Raw genomic sequence first — 16,462 nt, 5'->3', positions numbered from 1 at the left:
ATCATGAAGATTATGATGTACGGCCATGGAGGAAGCATGAATCGCGGCTGCGAAGCGATCGTCCGCTCATCGGCTTCCATTATTAAAGAGGGGATCGGCGGCGCGCAGGTGTATCTGCTGTCCGACAACCCGCATACCGATCAATCCATTACGAAGCTGGACGATGTATACGACGGCTCGCCCTCTCCGCTGCGCAAGTACTCCTATGACTGGCTGGTCTCTTCAGTCAGAAACAAGCTGTTCCAAGACGAATCCTATGCGCTGGGGAAGATCCACGACAATATCATCAGGCATATCGACCATATGGATGTCTGCTTGTCGATCGGGGGAGACAATTATTGCTACGGCGAGCAGCCGGGCTGGTATGAGGTGAACCGCAGAGTGAAGCGCCAAGGGAAGAAGCTTGTTCTTTGGGGCTGCTCCATCGGCGAGGAAGACATGTCGCCGGCGAAGCTTCAGGATCTCGGCGGCTATGACCTGATTCTCGCCCGCGAGACGCTGACGTACGAGATGCTGAAGGCGAAAGGGCTGACGAATGTCAGGCTGGTGGCGGACCCGGCGTTCACGATGGAGAAGGAAGAGCTGGCGCTCCCTGAAGGCTGGCAGGAAGGTAATACTGTAGGGCTGAACTTCAGTCCGCTCGTATGGAAGAGGAATCAAGAGTCCAAAGCCGCTGTTCACGAGCTGATCCGGCATATGCTGGATTCGACCGACATGACGATCGCTCTGACGCCTCATGTGATGCAGGAGGGCAATAACGACTATGAGGTGCTGCAGGCGTACTACGAGGAATACAAGCATACCGGCCGTGTGCTGCTGCTGCCGGATCATCTGAACGCGATTCAGTATAAAGGATACATTGCGAGAATGCGGTTTTTTATCGGCGCACGGACTCATGCGACCATCGCCGCGTACTCCAACACGGTTCCGACGGTGGTGCTGGGCTACAGCGTTAAGTCCAAAGGCATCGCCAAGGACTTGTTCGGCGAGGAGAAGCTGGTGCTCGGCATACAGGACATATCAAGCGGCGATAAGCTGAAGGGCGCCTTCGACGAGATGGTACGGGATGAGGCGGCGCTGAGGGACGCGCTGCGCGGATCCGTCCCCCGTCTTCAGCAGTTGTCGCATCGGGCTGTCCAATACTTGGCCGAATTGGCGTGAGGTGACTATGAAGAAGAAGCTGCTGTTTGTGATGCCGAGCCTAGCTGCGGGCGGCGGGGAGAAGAGCCTTGTCACGATGCTCTCGCATATCGATTTCGACCGGTATGAGGTCGATCTGTTTCTGTTCAACCGGGAAGGCATCTTCCTGGATGCGCTGCCGAAGGAAGTGAGATTGCTGGAGTCGCAGTCGTTGTTCGATGCGTTCACGCTGCCTCTCTTCCATTCGTTGAGGACGTTATGGGCATCCGGCCATATCGGCCTGGCCTATAGCCGCCTGCGTTATACGCTGCGGAACAAACACCGCAGCGGCAGCTCTGTTACCGAGCAGCATAGCTGGAAGTACATGGCCCGGTCGCTCGATACGCTGGAGCAGAAATATGATGTGGCGATTGGTTTTCTGGAGAAGTCTTCGACCTACTTCTGTGTGGATAAAGTGAGAGCAGACAAACGAATCGGCTGGATTCATATCGATTACGACAAGCTGGAGATGGACCCCGAATTCGATAAGCCGTACTTCGGGAAGCTGGATCATATCATTACCGTGTCCGAGGAGTGCGAGGACATCCTGAAACGCCGGTTCCCGGAATATGACCGAAAGATCAGCACGATCTACAATATCGTGTCGCCGACCATTATCCATCGTTTGGGCGAGCAGCAAGCCGGCGATGTATATGGACGGCGGGCGGGCGAGACCATCCTGCTGACGATCGGGAGGCTTCATGCGCAGAAGGGGCTGCCGCTTGCGGTAGAGAGTTGCGCGAGGCTTGTGGCGAACGGGTACAATATCCGCTGGTTTATTATCGGGGAAGGGGAGGAGCGGGAAGTGTTGCAGGAGCTCATCCGGAAGCATGGCATGGAGGAGCGGTTCATCCTGCTTGGCCTCCGGGCCAATCCGTATCCCTATACCCGCCAATGCGATATTTACGTCCAGCCGTCCCGATTCGAAGGCAAGTCCATTGCGATTGACGAGGCCAAAATTATGTATAAGCCGATCGTCGTTACGAATTTCACGACGGCGAAGGACCAGATCCGTGACGGCTCCAACGGGCTGATCGCGTCGATGGACCCTGAAGGCGTCGCCACAGCGATTGCCCGGCTGATCGACGAGCCGGAGCTCGCGGGGCGTCTTGCGAAGACGCTGTCGGAGGAGAAGCTGGGAACGGAAGAAGAGATTCATAAGCTGTATAAGCTGGTAGGAGGCTGATTCATGAAGCCGAAATTACTGTTCGTCATGAATCACCTGGACTGCGGCGGCGCGGAGAAAGCGCTCGTCTCGCTATTGCAGGTGATCGACTACGACCGGTTTGAGGTGGACCTGCTCTTGTTCAAGCGAGAAGGCATGTTCCTCGGGCATGTCCCGAAGCAGGTGAAGCTTCTGCAGCCGCCCGCGGATTACCATTATTACGATATGCCGATCCGCTCCGCAATAGCGAAGTGTATTCAGAGAGGGGCCTTCCGTTCGGTGCTGCCTCGTTTATATCTGGGTCTCGTCATGCGCACCGAGGACAATGCGGCCAGAAGAGAGCAGCTGGCTTGGCGGCATATTGTCCGTACGTTCAAGCAGTTGGAGGATCAATACGATGCCGCGATCGGTTTTCTGGAGAAGACGCCGATCTATTATGTGATTGACAAGGTGAAGGCCCGGCGCAAAATCGGCTGGATTCATACCAATTATGCGAATATGGGCATGGACCGGCGGCTGGATGAACCGTACTTCAACCAGCTGGATCATATTGTGACCGTGTCGGAGGAGTGCGGTTATTCGGTTAAGGATACCTTCGGGAAGCTTAAGGCCAAGGTTAAGGTCATTCATAATGTCGTGTCTCCCGCCATTATTCGCAGGCTTGCCCAAGAAGAGCTTCCCGCCGAACAGGGCAACGCCGTGCGCTTGCTGACGATTGCAAGGTTGCATCATGTCAAGGGGATCGATCTTGCCATCGAAGCGGCGAGGCTGCTGAGGGACATGGGCGTAGCTGTGGACTGGACGGTGCTCGGCGAGGGCAGCAAGGAAGAACGAGAGTCGCTTACGTCGCTGATCGAGCGTTATGGCCTTCAGGAGCATGTGCGGCTGCTGGGTGCTGTAGACAATCCCTATCCTTATTTGAAGCTGGCTGATATTGTCATCCAGCCGTCGCGGTATGAAGGAAAATCCATTGCCATCGACGAGGCAAAAATTATGGGGAAGCCGATCGTCGCCACCGCCTTCACGACGGTAGCGGACCAGATCGAGCATGGCAGCAACGGGCTTGTGGTAGAGATCGAGCCTCAGGCGATCGCCGATGGGATTAGACGGCTGATCGAGCAACCGGAGCTGCGGGAAGCTTTTGCCGCCAGACTGGCGGAAGAAGCTTTGGGAACGGAGAATGAAGTACGCAAGCTGTATGAGCTCGTACATGATGGAGAATGGTTGGAGGCGAACTGAACATATGGAGCTCCTATCGGCAGGTTGGATCTTTGCATTTATATTGATTGTTAGTATAGCGGCTCTGTCGCTTCACGACCTTGTTCCGCTGCTTGGCACCTGGCTGAGGCGCATTCATATCGGCAGGTATGATCAGCATGCGCACTGGCATTCGGCTGTTGCAGCCAGAGGGGCCAAATGGCTGAATCGGACGCCAGTTGCGAAGGTGACCGATCAGACAAGGCTGACGGTGATTGAACGGTTGAACGGCCGGTATTCGGCTTCGGCGCTGCAGGATTGGCAGCGGGCTTCGTTGCTGCTCGGACTATCGGAGTTGCCGGAGGAAAGCGGTGTAAAGCACGAGATGGAGCGCTTCCTCTCTACGACCTTCACCGACAAGGGGGATTGGCGGAATGCGCCCCGCCATGTCGACTCTGCCATCCTCGCATATGCCGTCATGAAAATTCCCGGAATACAAGCAGACCGGTACCGGCCGGCCCTCGACGCTATCCGGCGGCTCATCGAGGATCATGTGGGCGAGGACGGAACGGTTCGCTACCGGAATGCGATGCGCGAATACCGCTACGTGGATACGGTCGGCTTCATCTGCCCGTTCCTTATCGCTTATGGGATGAAGTTCGGAGATACGACCAGCCTTGAGCTGGCGATGAAGCAAATACGGGCATATGTGAAGTTCGGTTTTCATGAAGGTCTGGGTATCCCTGCTCACGCCTATGATATCAGCAGTGAAGCGCCGCTTGGGCTTATCGGTTGGGGACGGGGGCTTGGCTGGTTTGCGATCGGACTGATCGATATGTGGAGCGAATTGCCGAGCAATCATGTGTATAAGCGCGAGCTGAGGCATGTCGTGAAGGCATTCGCCGAAGCAGTCATGAAGCTGCAGCAGCCGGGCGGCAGCTGGAGCTGGACGGTCACGCGGAAGGAGAGCCGGCCGGACTCCTCTGCGACGGTGACGCTTGCCTGGTTCCTCATCAAGGCGGCGGAGCTGGAGGAGTTGTCCGCTCCCGCCATGAAGTGCGTGGAGAAGGCGATGCATTATTTGCGGGGCGTGACGCGAAAGGACGGAGCCGTAGAATTTTCCCAAGGCGATACGAAGGATATTGGGGTGTATTCTACGTTGTTCGGCATCTTGCCGTTCACGCAAGGCTTTGCGATTCGGCTCGGCCAGCGATACGGGCAGGCCATAGATGGAGGGTCGGAGCTGCGCATGGCTGTAGGTCAGCGTGAATGGAGCAAGCCATGAGAGTCAAAAGCAGCTTTTTGAACATCTCGGCAGGCTTGTTGAATCAGCTCATTATTACGATTCTGAGCTTCGTGTCGAGAACCGTCTTTATTAATAGCCTCGGCATCGAATATTTGGGCGTTAATGCGTTGTTTACGAGCGTGCTGGCCATGCTTTCCCTGGCGGAAGCGGGTATCGGCTCCAGCATCATCTATAATCTGTACAAACCGGTGGCGGAGCGAAACAGGCTTAAGGTGCTGGCGCTTATGAAGCTCTACCGCAATACGTACCGGGTCATCGCAGTCATCGTGCTGCTGCTGGGGCTTAGCGTGATGCCTTTCCTGGACATCATCGTGCAGGATGCCGATGTCAAGCATCTGGAATGGGTCTACCTCATATTTCTGCTGAATACAGCCGTGCCTTATTTATTCGTCTACAAGCATTCGTATCTGAACGTGAACCAAAAAAACTATATTGTCACCATCGTGTTTTCGATATCGGCAATTGTGTCAACCAGCATCCGCATCGCCATTTTGTACTATACGGAAAATTACTTGCTCTATTTGGCGGTGGACAGCATCATCACGATAGCAACATCGATTATCCTGGCACGTATCGTGGACAAAAAATATCCATTCCTCCGCTTCGGCAAAGCCGACATCCTGGACCCGGAGACGAGAGCGAACTTCATGAAAAATATGAAGGCCATATTTATGCAAAATGTGGGCAACTACTTTATTTTCGGCATCGAAAGCATTCTGATCTCGACCTTTGTCAGCATCATTGCCGTCGGCATCTATGCCAACTACAAAATGCTGTTCGACATAAGCCGGACCTTTCTGAATCAGGTGTTCGCCGGCATGAACCACAGCGTGGGCAATATGGTGGCCGTCGAATCCGCCGCCAAAATCTTCGATGTCTACAAAGTCATGCTGCTGCTCAGCTTCTGGCTCTATTCGCTGTTGTCGATCGGGATGTTTTTGCTCGTCCAGCCGCTTATCCTGCTGTGGCTAGGACCGGACTTTGGCATGAGCGGGCTCATCTTGGCGGTGCTCGTCATCATGTTCTATGAGCGCGGCATGCGCAATACGATTACTTCGGTGAAGACGACAGCAGGGATTTTCCACGAGGACCGGTTTGCGCCGCTTATTCAGGCCGCCATTAATTTGGGACTGTCCCTATGGCTCGTCCAGCAGATCGGACTTGTCGGCGTATTCGTAGGCGGACTGTTAAGCGCGTTGCTTGTGCCCTTCTGGACCACACCGTATTTGGTATACAAAAAAGTATTCAAGCGTTCCGTCTTTCATTATTACAGGACGTACCTGTTCTACACGTTGCTGGGCTTGGGCGCTCTAGCAGCCTCTTATGCAGTAAGCAGCCTGCTTCCTGCACATTCTCTGCTGGCCTTTCTCGCCAAAGGTGTGATCGTGCTTATTGTAGTTAATCTGCTCTATCTGCTCGTGTTTTTCAAAACGCCGGAGTTTGCTTATCTGGCCCGTATCGCGGCATCATTCGCATCCAAGTTTAATCCGTTCAAGCGTCTTCTTCCATCACGGCTGCTGCGTACGGAGGAAAAATAAAGGCCATTCGCCCTGGGTGCTCCCGCCGAATGGCCTTTTTTGATTATGGGGCAATTAAGCCGTAAGGCTTGAAGACGGCAAGCGGTCCGACTCTTTGCCAGGTGACGCTTCCGTCGGCTACGGTAGCTCCGGTGGCGGATGGCCATGCCGGCACTGCCGCGCCGGTTGTGCCGGAGGTGACTGCCTCGTACACATAGCCCCCCGACTGAATCCGGTCGCCTTTGGTTTTGCCTGTAGCTGCCGACCAGGCCAGGGTAGCTGCGTAGCCTTCTGTTAGGCATATCCAGCCTGCATACCCGCCTGCTACGGGTGCGGCGTTGCCGTACAGATCGCCGCGGAACCAGTATCCGTGGCCGGGAGGGCTGACCCCTTCGATGTCGGGATCGTAATTGAGATAGATCGCGCCTTCAGGCACCGGCAAATTGATTTGCGTATAAATGTTGCGGATGTTGCCGAAGGTTCTGACCGCTTTTTTGTTCGTTGGATTGTAATATTGCAGGTTCAGCCGTCCCGTGCCGGTATAGCTAATTGTTGAACGCTTCAGATAGACGCTAGTGGTGCCGGTCACATTGAAGTTGTTTGTCAGGAAATAAGCGAAGCCGCTATTGGCGATTCCAATTCGAGAGTCGGCAACCTCGATCCAGCCGTAGCCGGTATTGAATTCACTCTGGAAGAGATAAGCGGCCGTACGGATGATAAAGTCGCATTGCTCAAGTCGCATGATCGGAGATTCGCCAGGCGTGTTAATGTTCCCGATTTTAAGAATCGAATCCGTCAGCTTGCAGGAGTGGAATTGAGCTGTCCGCTGCTTCATGCCGAATATATGATTGTTCAGCAGGCTGTTTCTGAATTTGCAATCCCGGAACGTGACGCTCTCTGCTGCTGTTGTCTGGTAACGCGTCTCGATGCGCACATTGACGTTCGTCATGATCGTCCCGATGACCTCGTAGGCGCGCAGGTACAATTCCCGCTGGATCGTTACGCCCTCGAAGGAGCAGCTCTCGATCCGGTTCGCGACAACAAACGGTGTGCCCGAGAAGTTTTCGGTCCAGATGAAGTGATTCTCGCGGCAAATGAAGCGGTCATCGTCGGGCAAGGAGAAGTTGGCGGAATCGATCAGCGTGTTGTTGCGGAAGTTCACATCGTAGCCCGTGCCCGCCATGCTCGTGTTGCTGATGCTAACCAGCGTATTGTTTTCGATATTGACATGCGCGTTGGGGAGATGGGCAGTCATCAGGCCGATGCCGGACTGACAGCGATGCAGGAAGTTTTCCCGTACGTTCGCCACTTGCAGCGAATACAGGTTAATCCCGATGCCGGACAGATTGTACAGATGATTGTTGTGGACCTCGACCGACCAGCATCCAACCAGAATGCCGTGGTACAGGTTGTAGAATACATTGTTGCGGATGACGCAATTTTCCCCGTAGGAATCCTCCTGATTAATGCCATAACGGGTCGGATCATTGAAGACGGGCTTGCGGTCGAGAAGCCCCGTTCCGTCGCGAATGATATTGTTCTGAATCGTGTTGTAGTTGCCGCCGAGCGTAATGCCGCCTCTATGCGTATTGTAGACTTCGTTGTATTCGATCAGGTTATGATGGGGAGTCAATCCGAACTTCAGCGTAATTTGCATGTTTTTGGTCGTGGAAGTTTCGTTGTTGAAGATAAATCGGAAGGTTCGGGCGCCGGGGGGAATGGAGATGGGTGTGTAAATTTTTTTGGCGTCATAGCGGCCAAGGTAGGTATTATTGGCACCGTAATAGGCGACGTCAACTTCCTTCGTATTCAACGCGGTCTGGCGGGTATAGCCGGCCCCGGCAACGAGGAAGCTGTCATAGCCTGCTGGAACGTTGATGGGCTGCGACACAAGCGTCTTGCCGTTCGCCTGGATTAGAGCGCCAGTCTGGCGATGTACTTCATTGACCGTAAGCCCCAAAGCAAATTCGGCATAATCGTAGAAGGATACGCTGTCGATGGAGATGCCGTCTCCCATATAGCTGCTAATGACGCTGTTGCGGACGGAGCAGAAGGAGGAGCCTTTTGTAAGATGAATGCCGTAGGTGCCCTCATGCGCTGCTTCGGCTGCATTCGTGAAGCTGCGGTCTGCCTTGTCGCCTATGAGAATCAGATTTTTGATATGGGAATCGGTGACCCCCGGGAGCTGAATGCTCATGCCGCTTTGGACGGGGAATTGATAATAAGCCGTCGTACCTGTGCGCGTATCGAATGGCGATTTGCGGTCGGAATCATAGAGTACCTTGAGGGTCGAGCCTTCAAAATCGATCGTCATATGGCTTTGGGCAATCGTTATGCTCTTGGGGAAGCAAATGGCGTATTCGTTCTTTGGGACAAATAGATAACGATACCCATTGTCATATGCCCATGCGATGGCATTGTTAAAGCCATCGATATTTTTGTCGGCCATGAAGTAATGCTGATCGGTATACGGCTTCGATGGAAGTCCGGGCGTTATGCCCCATCTCGCAAGCTCGATCAGATAGGATGCGGCTTCGCCTCCTCCTGAGCCTGAGCCGGGCGGCCCTTGCGGTCCTGTAGGCCCGGTATCGCCCTTTGGTCCGGCAGCGCCAGCGGGACCGGGAAGTCCTTGCGGACCGACCGGTCCTTGTGGTCCTGCTTGACCCGCTGGCCCTGCCGGACCTTGAGTGCCAGTCGCGCCAGTAGCACCTTGCAGTCCCGCAGATCCTTGAGCGCCAGTAGCGCCTTGCAGTCCCGCAGATCCTTGAGGGCCAGTAGCACCAGTCGCGCCTTGCAGCCCAGCCGGCCCTTGAGCGCCGGCGGCGCCAGTCGCACCTTGCAGTCCGGCGGGCCCTTGAGCGCCAGTAGCGCCAGTCGTGCCTTGCAGCCCAGCTAGCCCTTGAGCGCCAGTCGCGCCCTGTAGGCCAGCTGGCCCTTGTGCGCCTGTAGAGCCAGTCGCACCTTGCATCCCGGCGGGCCCCTGAGCGCCAGTCGCGCCAGTTGCACCTTGCGTTCCGGGTGGTCCCTGCGGTCCCGTGGGGCCGGGCGTTTGGCCGATGCTTTCGGGAATGGCGGACGCCTTGATTTGTCCGGTATCAGAATCGATAATCGCATCCAGCCTGGACTGGATGGCTGAATCGTCGTATATCAGAAAGGACTGTCCGTTCACATCGATGTAACCGTTATTATTTGAAGCCATACAATCTACTCTCCTCTCTCAAAATGAATAAAGACGGTTCACTGATATTCATATGATAGACGGGTGAAGATGGTATGTGCGTTTTATAGAATATGCTTCTGCCTGTCGTCGGCAATTCTGGACCAAATCGCAATCTTTTGTTCGTTATTAGAGACAAAATGGTAATGTTCTGCTACAATGTTCTTTATAAAGAACGAAAATGTTCTCATTAGAAAATTGCGGAGGAGATGGAACATGGCCATTCTCGTTACGGGCGGAGCCGGATACATCGGCAGTCATACCTGTGTGGAGCTGCTTCATGCCGGTTATGACATTGTTGTTGTGGATAATTTATCGAACAGTCATCCGGAGGCGCTCAAGAGAGTATCGGAGATTACGAACAAAACATTCCCTTCCTACTTTATCGATTTGCTCGATCGCGATTCGCTGGATCATGTGTTCAAAGAGCACGGCATCGAGGCGGTTATCCATTTTGCGGGTCTGAAGGCGGTTGGGGAGTCCGTGCAGCAGCCGCTCAGGTATTATCATTCCAATCTCATGAGCACGACGACGCTGTGCGAGGTGATGGAGGACAACGGTGTGCGCAAGCTCATCTTCAGCTCTTCGGCTACTGTGTACGGTGTGCCGGAGAGCGTGCCGATCGATGAGGGGGCCCCCGTCGGCGCCATTAATCCATACGGGCGGACCAAGCAGATGATCGAGCAGATGCTTATGGATCTGGCGCAATCGAATGCCAACTGGAGCGTAGCCATACTGCGCTATTTCAATCCGGTTGGCGCGCATGAGAGCGGTCGGATCGGAGAGGACCCCAGCGGTATTCCGAACAATCTCATGCCCTACATTGCCCAGGTTGCGGTAGGCCGTCTGTCCGAGGTGTCCGTCTATGGCAGTGATTACGAGACGATAGACGGCACGGGTGTCCGTGACTATATTCATGTCGTGGATTTGGCCATCGGCCATCTGAAGGCGCTGGGCAGAATCGAACGGACTGCAGGCATTCACACCTATAATCTCGGTACTGGCAGAGGGTACAGCGTGCTGGAGATGATTGAGGCGTTCAAACGTGCTTCCGGGCAAACGATTCCGTATCGGATCGCCGCCAGAAGGCCGGGCGATATCGGGATTTGCTATGCGGAAGCGTCGAAAGCGGGGCAGGAGCTGGGCTGGGAAGCCGCCAGAGGAATCGATGAGATGTGCCTAGACGCCTGGCGCTGGCAATCGATGAATCCAAGAGGGTACCGCGCGCCGGAGCCTGTCGCTCAGCGGCTGTAGGCCGTAACCGGCACAGGGTTCTTATCCTCGTGACCATTTATAATCTACCATCGGCGAGGTGCTGCTTGTGAGCAAGATTGATATCGTAGTGCCCGTGTATAATGCCGGTCTGAAGCTGCATGCTTGCATCCGCTCGATCCGGCTGCAGTCCTACCCCAATTGGAGACTGCTGCTGGTTGACGACGGTTCTAGCGATGGCAGCGATGCGTTGTGCAAGCAATATACCGAACGCGATAGCCGAATCTCCTATGTCCGGCAGTCTCATTCCGGCAGCATATCCGCTCGCAGGCTGGGGCTGGAGCTGTCCGATGCCCCATATATTCTGTATATGGATGCAGACGACTGGGCCGACAAGCGGCTGCTGGAGAAGCTGGTAGGGGCGGCTCTTGCCGATGACGCGGACATTACGGTATGCAATATGTATAAAGTCATGAATGATTCAGCATGGCCCAGACGGAGCAACGGCAGCCGCTACTTCAAGCAAAAGAGGAGGTATGAGGCTGACGAGATCCGCAGCGAGCTCGTACCTGCTTTTCTGCACGGCCATCCCTTCCCGCCGCAGCTGCACGGCAAGCTCTACAAGCGGGAGCTTCTGCTGTCCAGCGGGCATTATGTATCGCGGATTCGTTTTTTTGGCGATGATCTTTTTCTGAATCTGGAGATGTTTTTGAAGGCGCGGTCGGTTCAGATTATCCCCGATGTCCTTTACTATTACCGTGCAGGCGGAGCTACGAGCCGCTATATGCCGCATCTGTTCCATGATATGGTGAACGGATTTCTCATTCAGAAGGAAGTGGTGGAATCTCATTACCGGCACCAGATCCAATTCCACTACTTTGGAATCAGAGTCATGCTGCTTAATACGCTCCGCACTTGTCTGCGCAACCTGTCTACGGGACGATTGCCGGAGCGGGAGCGCTTGTCCGCGATCCGCGAATATTGCTCCCATCCGGCTGTTCTGGAGTGCGCCAGGGACGAGGCGGCGGCGGCTTATTTCCCCCTTCGTTACATTCGTGCCATTCAAAACGGGGACGCCGCTTATTTATCCAGATTGGGGAAAAGGGACTACCAGATCAGCCTGCCAAAGAAATTTGTGATGTATGCGATTGCAAAAATATCATTCTAATTATTTCGACAAATTGAGAAATAATCTCTCAAATTATGGAGACATGAACCGACAGCATGTGCATTTGAGTTAGGATAATATACATCTTGTGGAATCAATATGGAAAAAGGGAGACGTTGAAATGCGTTTAGTATCTGGGCACCTTAAGCGCATGGAGTCAGTGGTGCAACCGGCCCCGACGAATGGGGGATATAAAGGATGAGACGAGTAATATCGGACAACCAGCAGGAACTGGACGCGGAGTGGGTAGAGCTCATGATATGCGCGCGCGAAAAGGGACTCACAACCGAAGAAGTGAGCAAGGTTCTGCGTATCCTTCAAGAGGAAGGGCAATCCATTATACAGGAGAGCGCTGTATAACGATATACAGCGCTATTCACGACCTGATTTCCATTTATTAAATTCGAGAAACTCTTTGAATTGTTCTTTGCTTACCCCGGAATTCATCGCTTCTCTTACTAAATCTTCCCAATCCCGATCGAGCCCGGCTGGGCGTTCCGATTGGTCGTTATTTACAAATTCCTCGACCGGCACGTTTAATACCTCGCCTATTTTCTCAAGAAACTGTATGGAAGGGTTTTGCTGAAGACCACGTTCAATGGAGCTCAAATACGATTTTGCAACCCCTGCGCGCTGCGAGAGCTCAGTTAACGAAAGGCCCTTTCGTTTGCGAAGCATCTGAATGCGTTGTCCGATCATAGCAAACTCCTCCGTTAATGCTTATATGCATTTTTTTTTTATTATAGCGAAATATAGTGATTAACGAAAGTGATTATGTTCCATTTGCCGTACATAAAAGATATTGCATAACAGAATAAGATCTGTTCATTCAATATTTTCCATTGAAGTGAAAGCTTTCTATTGTTTTTAATAACGAACAAAAAGATTGCGAAATGAACCAAAAAAGGGCGAAAAATACGGTTGACACCCGAATGATTTGAGGATAATATGAGATTGTGTTCTTAATAAAGAACTTAGTTCTGTCGGCTGACGGGATGAGTTTATAGAAAAATTGTTCGTTAAAATGAACGAAACTGACCGGTTCGGAGGCAGACATGAGCGTGATTGCGGGAGTACACGGAGATATCGGAAGGGTTCGGCTGCGAGAAGAGGGCAGCCGCATGCTGCAGGCATGGGACAATCAGACTGCGGATGATGTCCTGGCTTGGGAAGACCGGCTTACATACTTGGGTGCGCACAATCACTGGATTACTCCGGAATCGGTCGGCGTACCTAATCCGTTCTGCGACCGGGAACGCCGATTAACCGTTGTTGCTGACGCGATTATCGACAATCGCGAGGAGCTGTTCGACAATCTTGGCGTACATCGGCGCGACAGAGCCTCTATAAGCGATCAGGAACTGATTCTGTTGGCTTATGAGAAATGGGGGACAGGGACCGCTGCCCGGCTGGTAGGCGACTTTGCGTTCGTGCTTCGGGACGATCGCAACGGCAGGCTGTATGGGGCGCGGGATTTCTCCGGCGGAAGAATGCTCTACTACAGCTGGGACGGGATAGCGTTCCGCTTCTGCTCAATGATGGAGCCGCTGCTGAAGCTGCCTGAGGGAACCCGAACCATCAACGAGCGGTGGCTTGCGCAATATTTGGCTATCTCGACCGTGGTGGATGCCGCGAGCGCTGACCAGACGGTATACGAGGACATTCGACAAATCCCTCCTGCCCATTACTTTGTGCTGGAGGATGGCAAGCTCACTTTGTCCCGGTATTGCAAGTTGGAATCGCCTGGCATGCTGAAGCTGAAGTCCGACGGTGAATATGTAGAGGCTTTCCGCGACGTATTCCAGCAGGCCGTCGACGCCAGAGTGCGCACTGCCGGAGGTGTCGGGGCGCAGCTCAGCGGCGGACTGGATTCCGGAGCCGTCGTAAGCTTTGCCGCCAGACGGCTTCGCGAAGAGAATCGGACGCTTCAAACGTTCAGTTATGTGCCGGTTCACGACTTTGTGGATTACACGTCCAAGTGGTATATGCCCAATGAGAGACCCTATATCGAGAAGACGGTTACGCATATCGGAGGTATCCAGTCCCATTGCCTCGATTTTGAAGGACTTGATCCCTATTCGGATATCGACGACATGTTGAATGTAATGGAAATGCCATATAAATTTTATAGCAATTCGTATTGGCTGAAGGGCATCTTCAAGGAAGCGAGCGACCGTAACATCGGAGTGCTTCTTAATGGAGGCAGAGGGAACCTGTCCATTTCGTGGGGGGACGCAATTCCTTATTATGCCCGGCTGCTAAAGCGAATGAGGTGGATCAAGCTGATGGGCGAGCTGCGGTCTCGCAGCTATAAGATCGGCTCGGGACGAGGGCATCTCTTGTCACTCGTCAGCAAAGAAGCGTTCCCCTTCCTGAGAGGAAAGAACGGAGAGCTTGCCGAGAGTCCGTATCATGCGCTCATCAATCCCGAATTTGCCGCAAGGACCCAGGTGTATGAGCAATTACGCGAATACGGAATCGGCGGCTCCGGCTGGCTGGCTTCGGGTGATACGTACAAGGACAAGAAGAACCACTTCCGTGAGCTGTTCCATTGGAATGCCAGCAATACGCTTGCGGCCAAGCTTTCCCATCGCTATAAGCTGTGGAAGCGCGATCCAACCAATGATCTGCGAGTCATTCGCTTCTGCCTGTCTTTGCCAGAGGATCAATATGTGAGGCAAGGGATGTCGCGTGCGTTAGTCAGGCGTGCGACGGAGAAGCTGCTGCCCGATTCGATCCGGCTGAACGAGACCATACGCGGTGTGCAGGGAGCGGATTGGCTTCATCGGATGCTGCCGGATTGGACATCGTTCTATCAGGAGCTTCAGCAGATCGGCCGCGATGACCGAATGCTTGAGATCGTGGATGGACGAGTCGTAGAGAGTGTGCTTGCCCGTCTGAAGAATGGCGTCCAATCCGCAGATGCGTATGGACGGGATGTCAACGCCGCCATGTACTTAATGATTCTGTATCGATTTCTTCGGAAATCGGCTTGAAAGGAGGTGACGAATGATGATGGCAAAAAAAGAATGGAATAAGCCGGAATTGGAAGTTCTTCAAGTTCAAATGACGGAGGCTTCGACGCACAACGGTCCTTTTACTGATGAAGCTTATAACCCTGGCAACAACAGTGAGTTCCCGCGGTTTTCAAGCTAATGTCGGAAATGGCGACTGGGCAAGCTCTTATACGGTTCTGTATAAGAGCTTGTTGATTCCGTTTGTGGGGTGAACAAAACATGTTGGATACGAAAGTGAAACTGCAATATAGAGCCTTCGGCTTATCCGTCCACAGCGACATGGTGCTGCCTGAGCTTTCGGAGCTGGATAGCCTCAGCGCTTCGGCGGATGTCGTGGTGAAGGTAGATCCCTTCCTCAAAAACGGGTTTGATGCGAAACCCTATCATTTTGTGGCCGAGGATCATACGGTGACGGTCAAAATGCCTGATGCTGGCGTCTTCCGCGTGCAGGATGGCGACAAGATCATTGTCTCGCCTTATGCGGGTGCGGATGAGGATTTAATCCGCCTTTATGTGCTTGGCACTTGCTTCGGTATCGTGCTATTGCAGCGGGGCATCTATCCGCTTCATGGCAGCGCGCTTGCCATTCATGGAAAGGCGTATGCTATCGTCGGTAAGTCCGGCGCCGGCAAGTCGACGCTCGCTTCCGCGCTGATTGCAAAGGGTTACCGGCTGCTGAGCGATGACGTCATCGCCGTATCGATCGATCCGCTTACGGGACAGCCGACTGTAGCGCCGTCTTATCCCCAGCAGAAGCTATGGCAGAACAGTCTGGAAGCGATGGGGCAGAGTTATGAAGCGCTGCGCTCGATCTTCGGCAGGGAGACCAAATATTGCGTTCCGCTGACCGATAACTTCGAGTCCGCTTCGTTGCCGCTCGGCGGTGTCTTCGAACTAACGAAGAATGCGGAGCATAACGGCATTGCGGTGGAGCCCGCCGGCAAGCTGGAGAGGCTGCCTCTATTGTTCCAGCATACATACCGGTATCAGCTGATCGAGCGTATGAATGTGATGAAGTGGCACTTTGAGCAATCGGCGGCACTGGCCTCAAGGCTGAATATATACCGGCTGCGCCGTGGCGAATCCGCGTTCACTGCGCCTCAATTAGCCGATCTTGTCTTGAATACGATTTCGACGGAGGGAACAGTCCATGGTTTATAAAGGGGAATTAATGAGCCAGCCGGAACACCAGGCCTTCTCGCTGGATCTGCTTGCTGTGCAGAACAAAAACAATATTGCCAGCGACATGAACGGGGAGAAGGTGCTTCTAAGCATCGACAACGGCAAGTATTACAATTTGGGCGCCATCGGCGGGCGCATCTGGGATATGATGGCGTATCCGGAGACGATCGGTTCCATCGTCAATACATTGATGGACGAATACGAGATTGACCGGACGACATGCGAGGAGCAAGTATTCTCGTTCCTGACGCATCTCTCTGAGGAACGGCTTGTCCAGTTCGGCATTTAAGGCTGGTGTACCG

The 16,462-nt window shown here is 53.6% G+C and carries 14 protein-coding genes and 1 riboswitch; of the genes, 12 read left to right on the top strand and 2 right to left on the bottom strand.

Annotation, left to right across the window (positions count from 1 at the left end; translation table 11 throughout):
• Positions 1 to 3 precede the first annotated feature (3 nt).
• The 5 genes from ACFVSO_RS18795 to ACFVSO_RS18775 are packed head-to-tail and all read left to right on the top strand — an operon-like array spanning position 4 to position 6,385.
• Complete coding sequence (locus ACFVSO_RS18795; protein WP_387476376.1) at positions 4 to 1,161, top strand: polysaccharide pyruvyl transferase family protein; 1,158 nt, start codon at positions 4 to 6, stop codon at positions 1,159 to 1,161.
• A 7-nt stretch (positions 1,162 to 1,168) separates the two neighbouring features.
• On the top strand, positions 1,169 to 2,365 hold the full coding sequence (locus ACFVSO_RS18790) for a glycosyltransferase (protein WP_387476374.1): 1,197 nt from the start codon (positions 1,169 to 1,171) through the stop codon (positions 2,363 to 2,365).
• 3 nt (positions 2,366 to 2,368) lie between these two features.
• Positions 2,369 to 3,583 (top strand): glycosyltransferase, encoded by a 1,215-nt coding sequence (locus ACFVSO_RS18785; RefSeq protein ID WP_387476372.1) that lies wholly within the window; start codon positions 2,369 to 2,371, stop codon positions 3,581 to 3,583.
• Positions 3,584 to 3,587: 4 nt separating this feature from the next.
• Positions 3,588 to 4,826, top strand: a complete 1,239-nt coding sequence (locus ACFVSO_RS18780) for a glycoside hydrolase family 88 protein (protein ID WP_387476370.1) — start codon at positions 3,588 to 3,590, stop codon at positions 4,824 to 4,826.
• Positions 4,823 to 6,385, top strand: a complete 1,563-nt coding sequence (locus tag ACFVSO_RS18775) for a lipopolysaccharide biosynthesis protein (RefSeq protein WP_387476368.1) — start codon at positions 4,823 to 4,825, stop codon at positions 6,383 to 6,385. The genes ACFVSO_RS18780 and ACFVSO_RS18775 overlap by 4 nt, the downstream gene beginning before the upstream one ends.
• Positions 6,386 to 6,428: 43 nt before the next feature.
• On the opposite strand, the gene ACFVSO_RS18770 is transcribed toward ACFVSO_RS18775, so the two are convergent.
• Positions 6,429 to 9,563, bottom strand: coding sequence for a right-handed parallel beta-helix repeat-containing protein (locus ACFVSO_RS18770; RefSeq protein WP_387476366.1), 3,135 nt, complete (start codon positions 9,561 to 9,563; stop codon positions 6,429 to 6,431).
• A gap of 234 nt (positions 9,564 to 9,797) precedes the next feature.
• Here ACFVSO_RS18770 and galE point away from each other — a divergent pair, with 234 nt between their 5' ends.
• From galE to ACFVSO_RS18755, 3 genes are all read left to right on the top strand, one after another.
• On the top strand, positions 9,798 to 10,835 hold the full coding sequence (gene galE / locus ACFVSO_RS18765; RefSeq protein ID WP_387476364.1) for a UDP-glucose 4-epimerase GalE: 1,038 nt from the start codon (positions 9,798 to 9,800) through the stop codon (positions 10,833 to 10,835).
• Between the two features lie 67 nt (positions 10,836 to 10,902).
• Positions 10,903 to 11,961, top strand: a complete 1,059-nt coding sequence (locus ACFVSO_RS18760; protein WP_387476362.1) for a glycosyltransferase family 2 protein — start codon at positions 10,903 to 10,905, stop codon at positions 11,959 to 11,961.
• 100 nt (positions 11,962 to 12,061) lie between these two features.
• Positions 12,062 to 12,143, top strand: a riboswitch (cyclic di-GMP riboswitch).
• Positions 12,144 to 12,159: 16 nt separating this feature from the next.
• Positions 12,160 to 12,321, top strand: coding sequence for a hypothetical protein (locus ACFVSO_RS18755; RefSeq protein WP_165867318.1), 162 nt, complete (start codon positions 12,160 to 12,162; stop codon positions 12,319 to 12,321).
• 12 nt (positions 12,322 to 12,333) lie between these two features.
• Here the strand turns inward: ACFVSO_RS18755 and ACFVSO_RS18750 are convergent, their stop codons facing one another.
• Positions 12,334 to 12,660, bottom strand: a complete 327-nt coding sequence (locus ACFVSO_RS18750) for a helix-turn-helix domain-containing protein (RefSeq protein WP_387476359.1) — start codon at positions 12,658 to 12,660, stop codon at positions 12,334 to 12,336.
• 356 nt (positions 12,661 to 13,016) lie between these two features.
• Between ACFVSO_RS18750 and ACFVSO_RS18745 the strand changes: the two genes are divergently transcribed.
• The 4 genes from ACFVSO_RS18745 to ACFVSO_RS18730 all read left to right on the top strand — a co-directional run bounded on the left by ACFVSO_RS18745 (position 13,017) and on the right by ACFVSO_RS18730 (position 16,449).
• Positions 13,017 to 14,957: an asparagine synthase-related protein gene (locus ACFVSO_RS18745; RefSeq protein ID WP_387476357.1), complete on the top strand. Its 1,941-nt coding sequence runs from the start codon at positions 13,017 to 13,019 to the stop codon at positions 14,955 to 14,957.
• Between the two features lie 13 nt (positions 14,958 to 14,970).
• Positions 14,971 to 15,117, top strand: a complete 147-nt coding sequence (locus ACFVSO_RS18740; protein WP_387476355.1) for a paeninodin family lasso peptide — start codon at positions 14,971 to 14,973, stop codon at positions 15,115 to 15,117.
• Positions 15,118 to 15,197: 80 nt separating this feature from the next.
• Complete coding sequence (locus ACFVSO_RS18735; RefSeq protein ID WP_387476353.1) at positions 15,198 to 16,139, top strand: HPr kinase/phosphorylase; 942 nt, start codon at positions 15,198 to 15,200, stop codon at positions 16,137 to 16,139.
• Complete coding sequence (locus ACFVSO_RS18730) at positions 16,129 to 16,449, top strand: lasso peptide biosynthesis PqqD family chaperone (RefSeq protein WP_387476351.1); 321 nt, start codon at positions 16,129 to 16,131, stop codon at positions 16,447 to 16,449. Before ACFVSO_RS18735 ends, ACFVSO_RS18730 begins: the two co-directional genes overlap by 11 nt.
• Positions 16,450 to 16,462 lie beyond the last annotated feature (13 nt).

The organism is Paenibacillus sp. NPDC057967 (assembly GCF_042887015.1).
Taxonomy (GTDB): domain Bacteria; phylum Bacillota; class Bacilli; order Paenibacillales; family Paenibacillaceae; genus Pristimantibacillus.
This window is presented reverse-complemented; position numbering and strand designations above follow the sequence as displayed.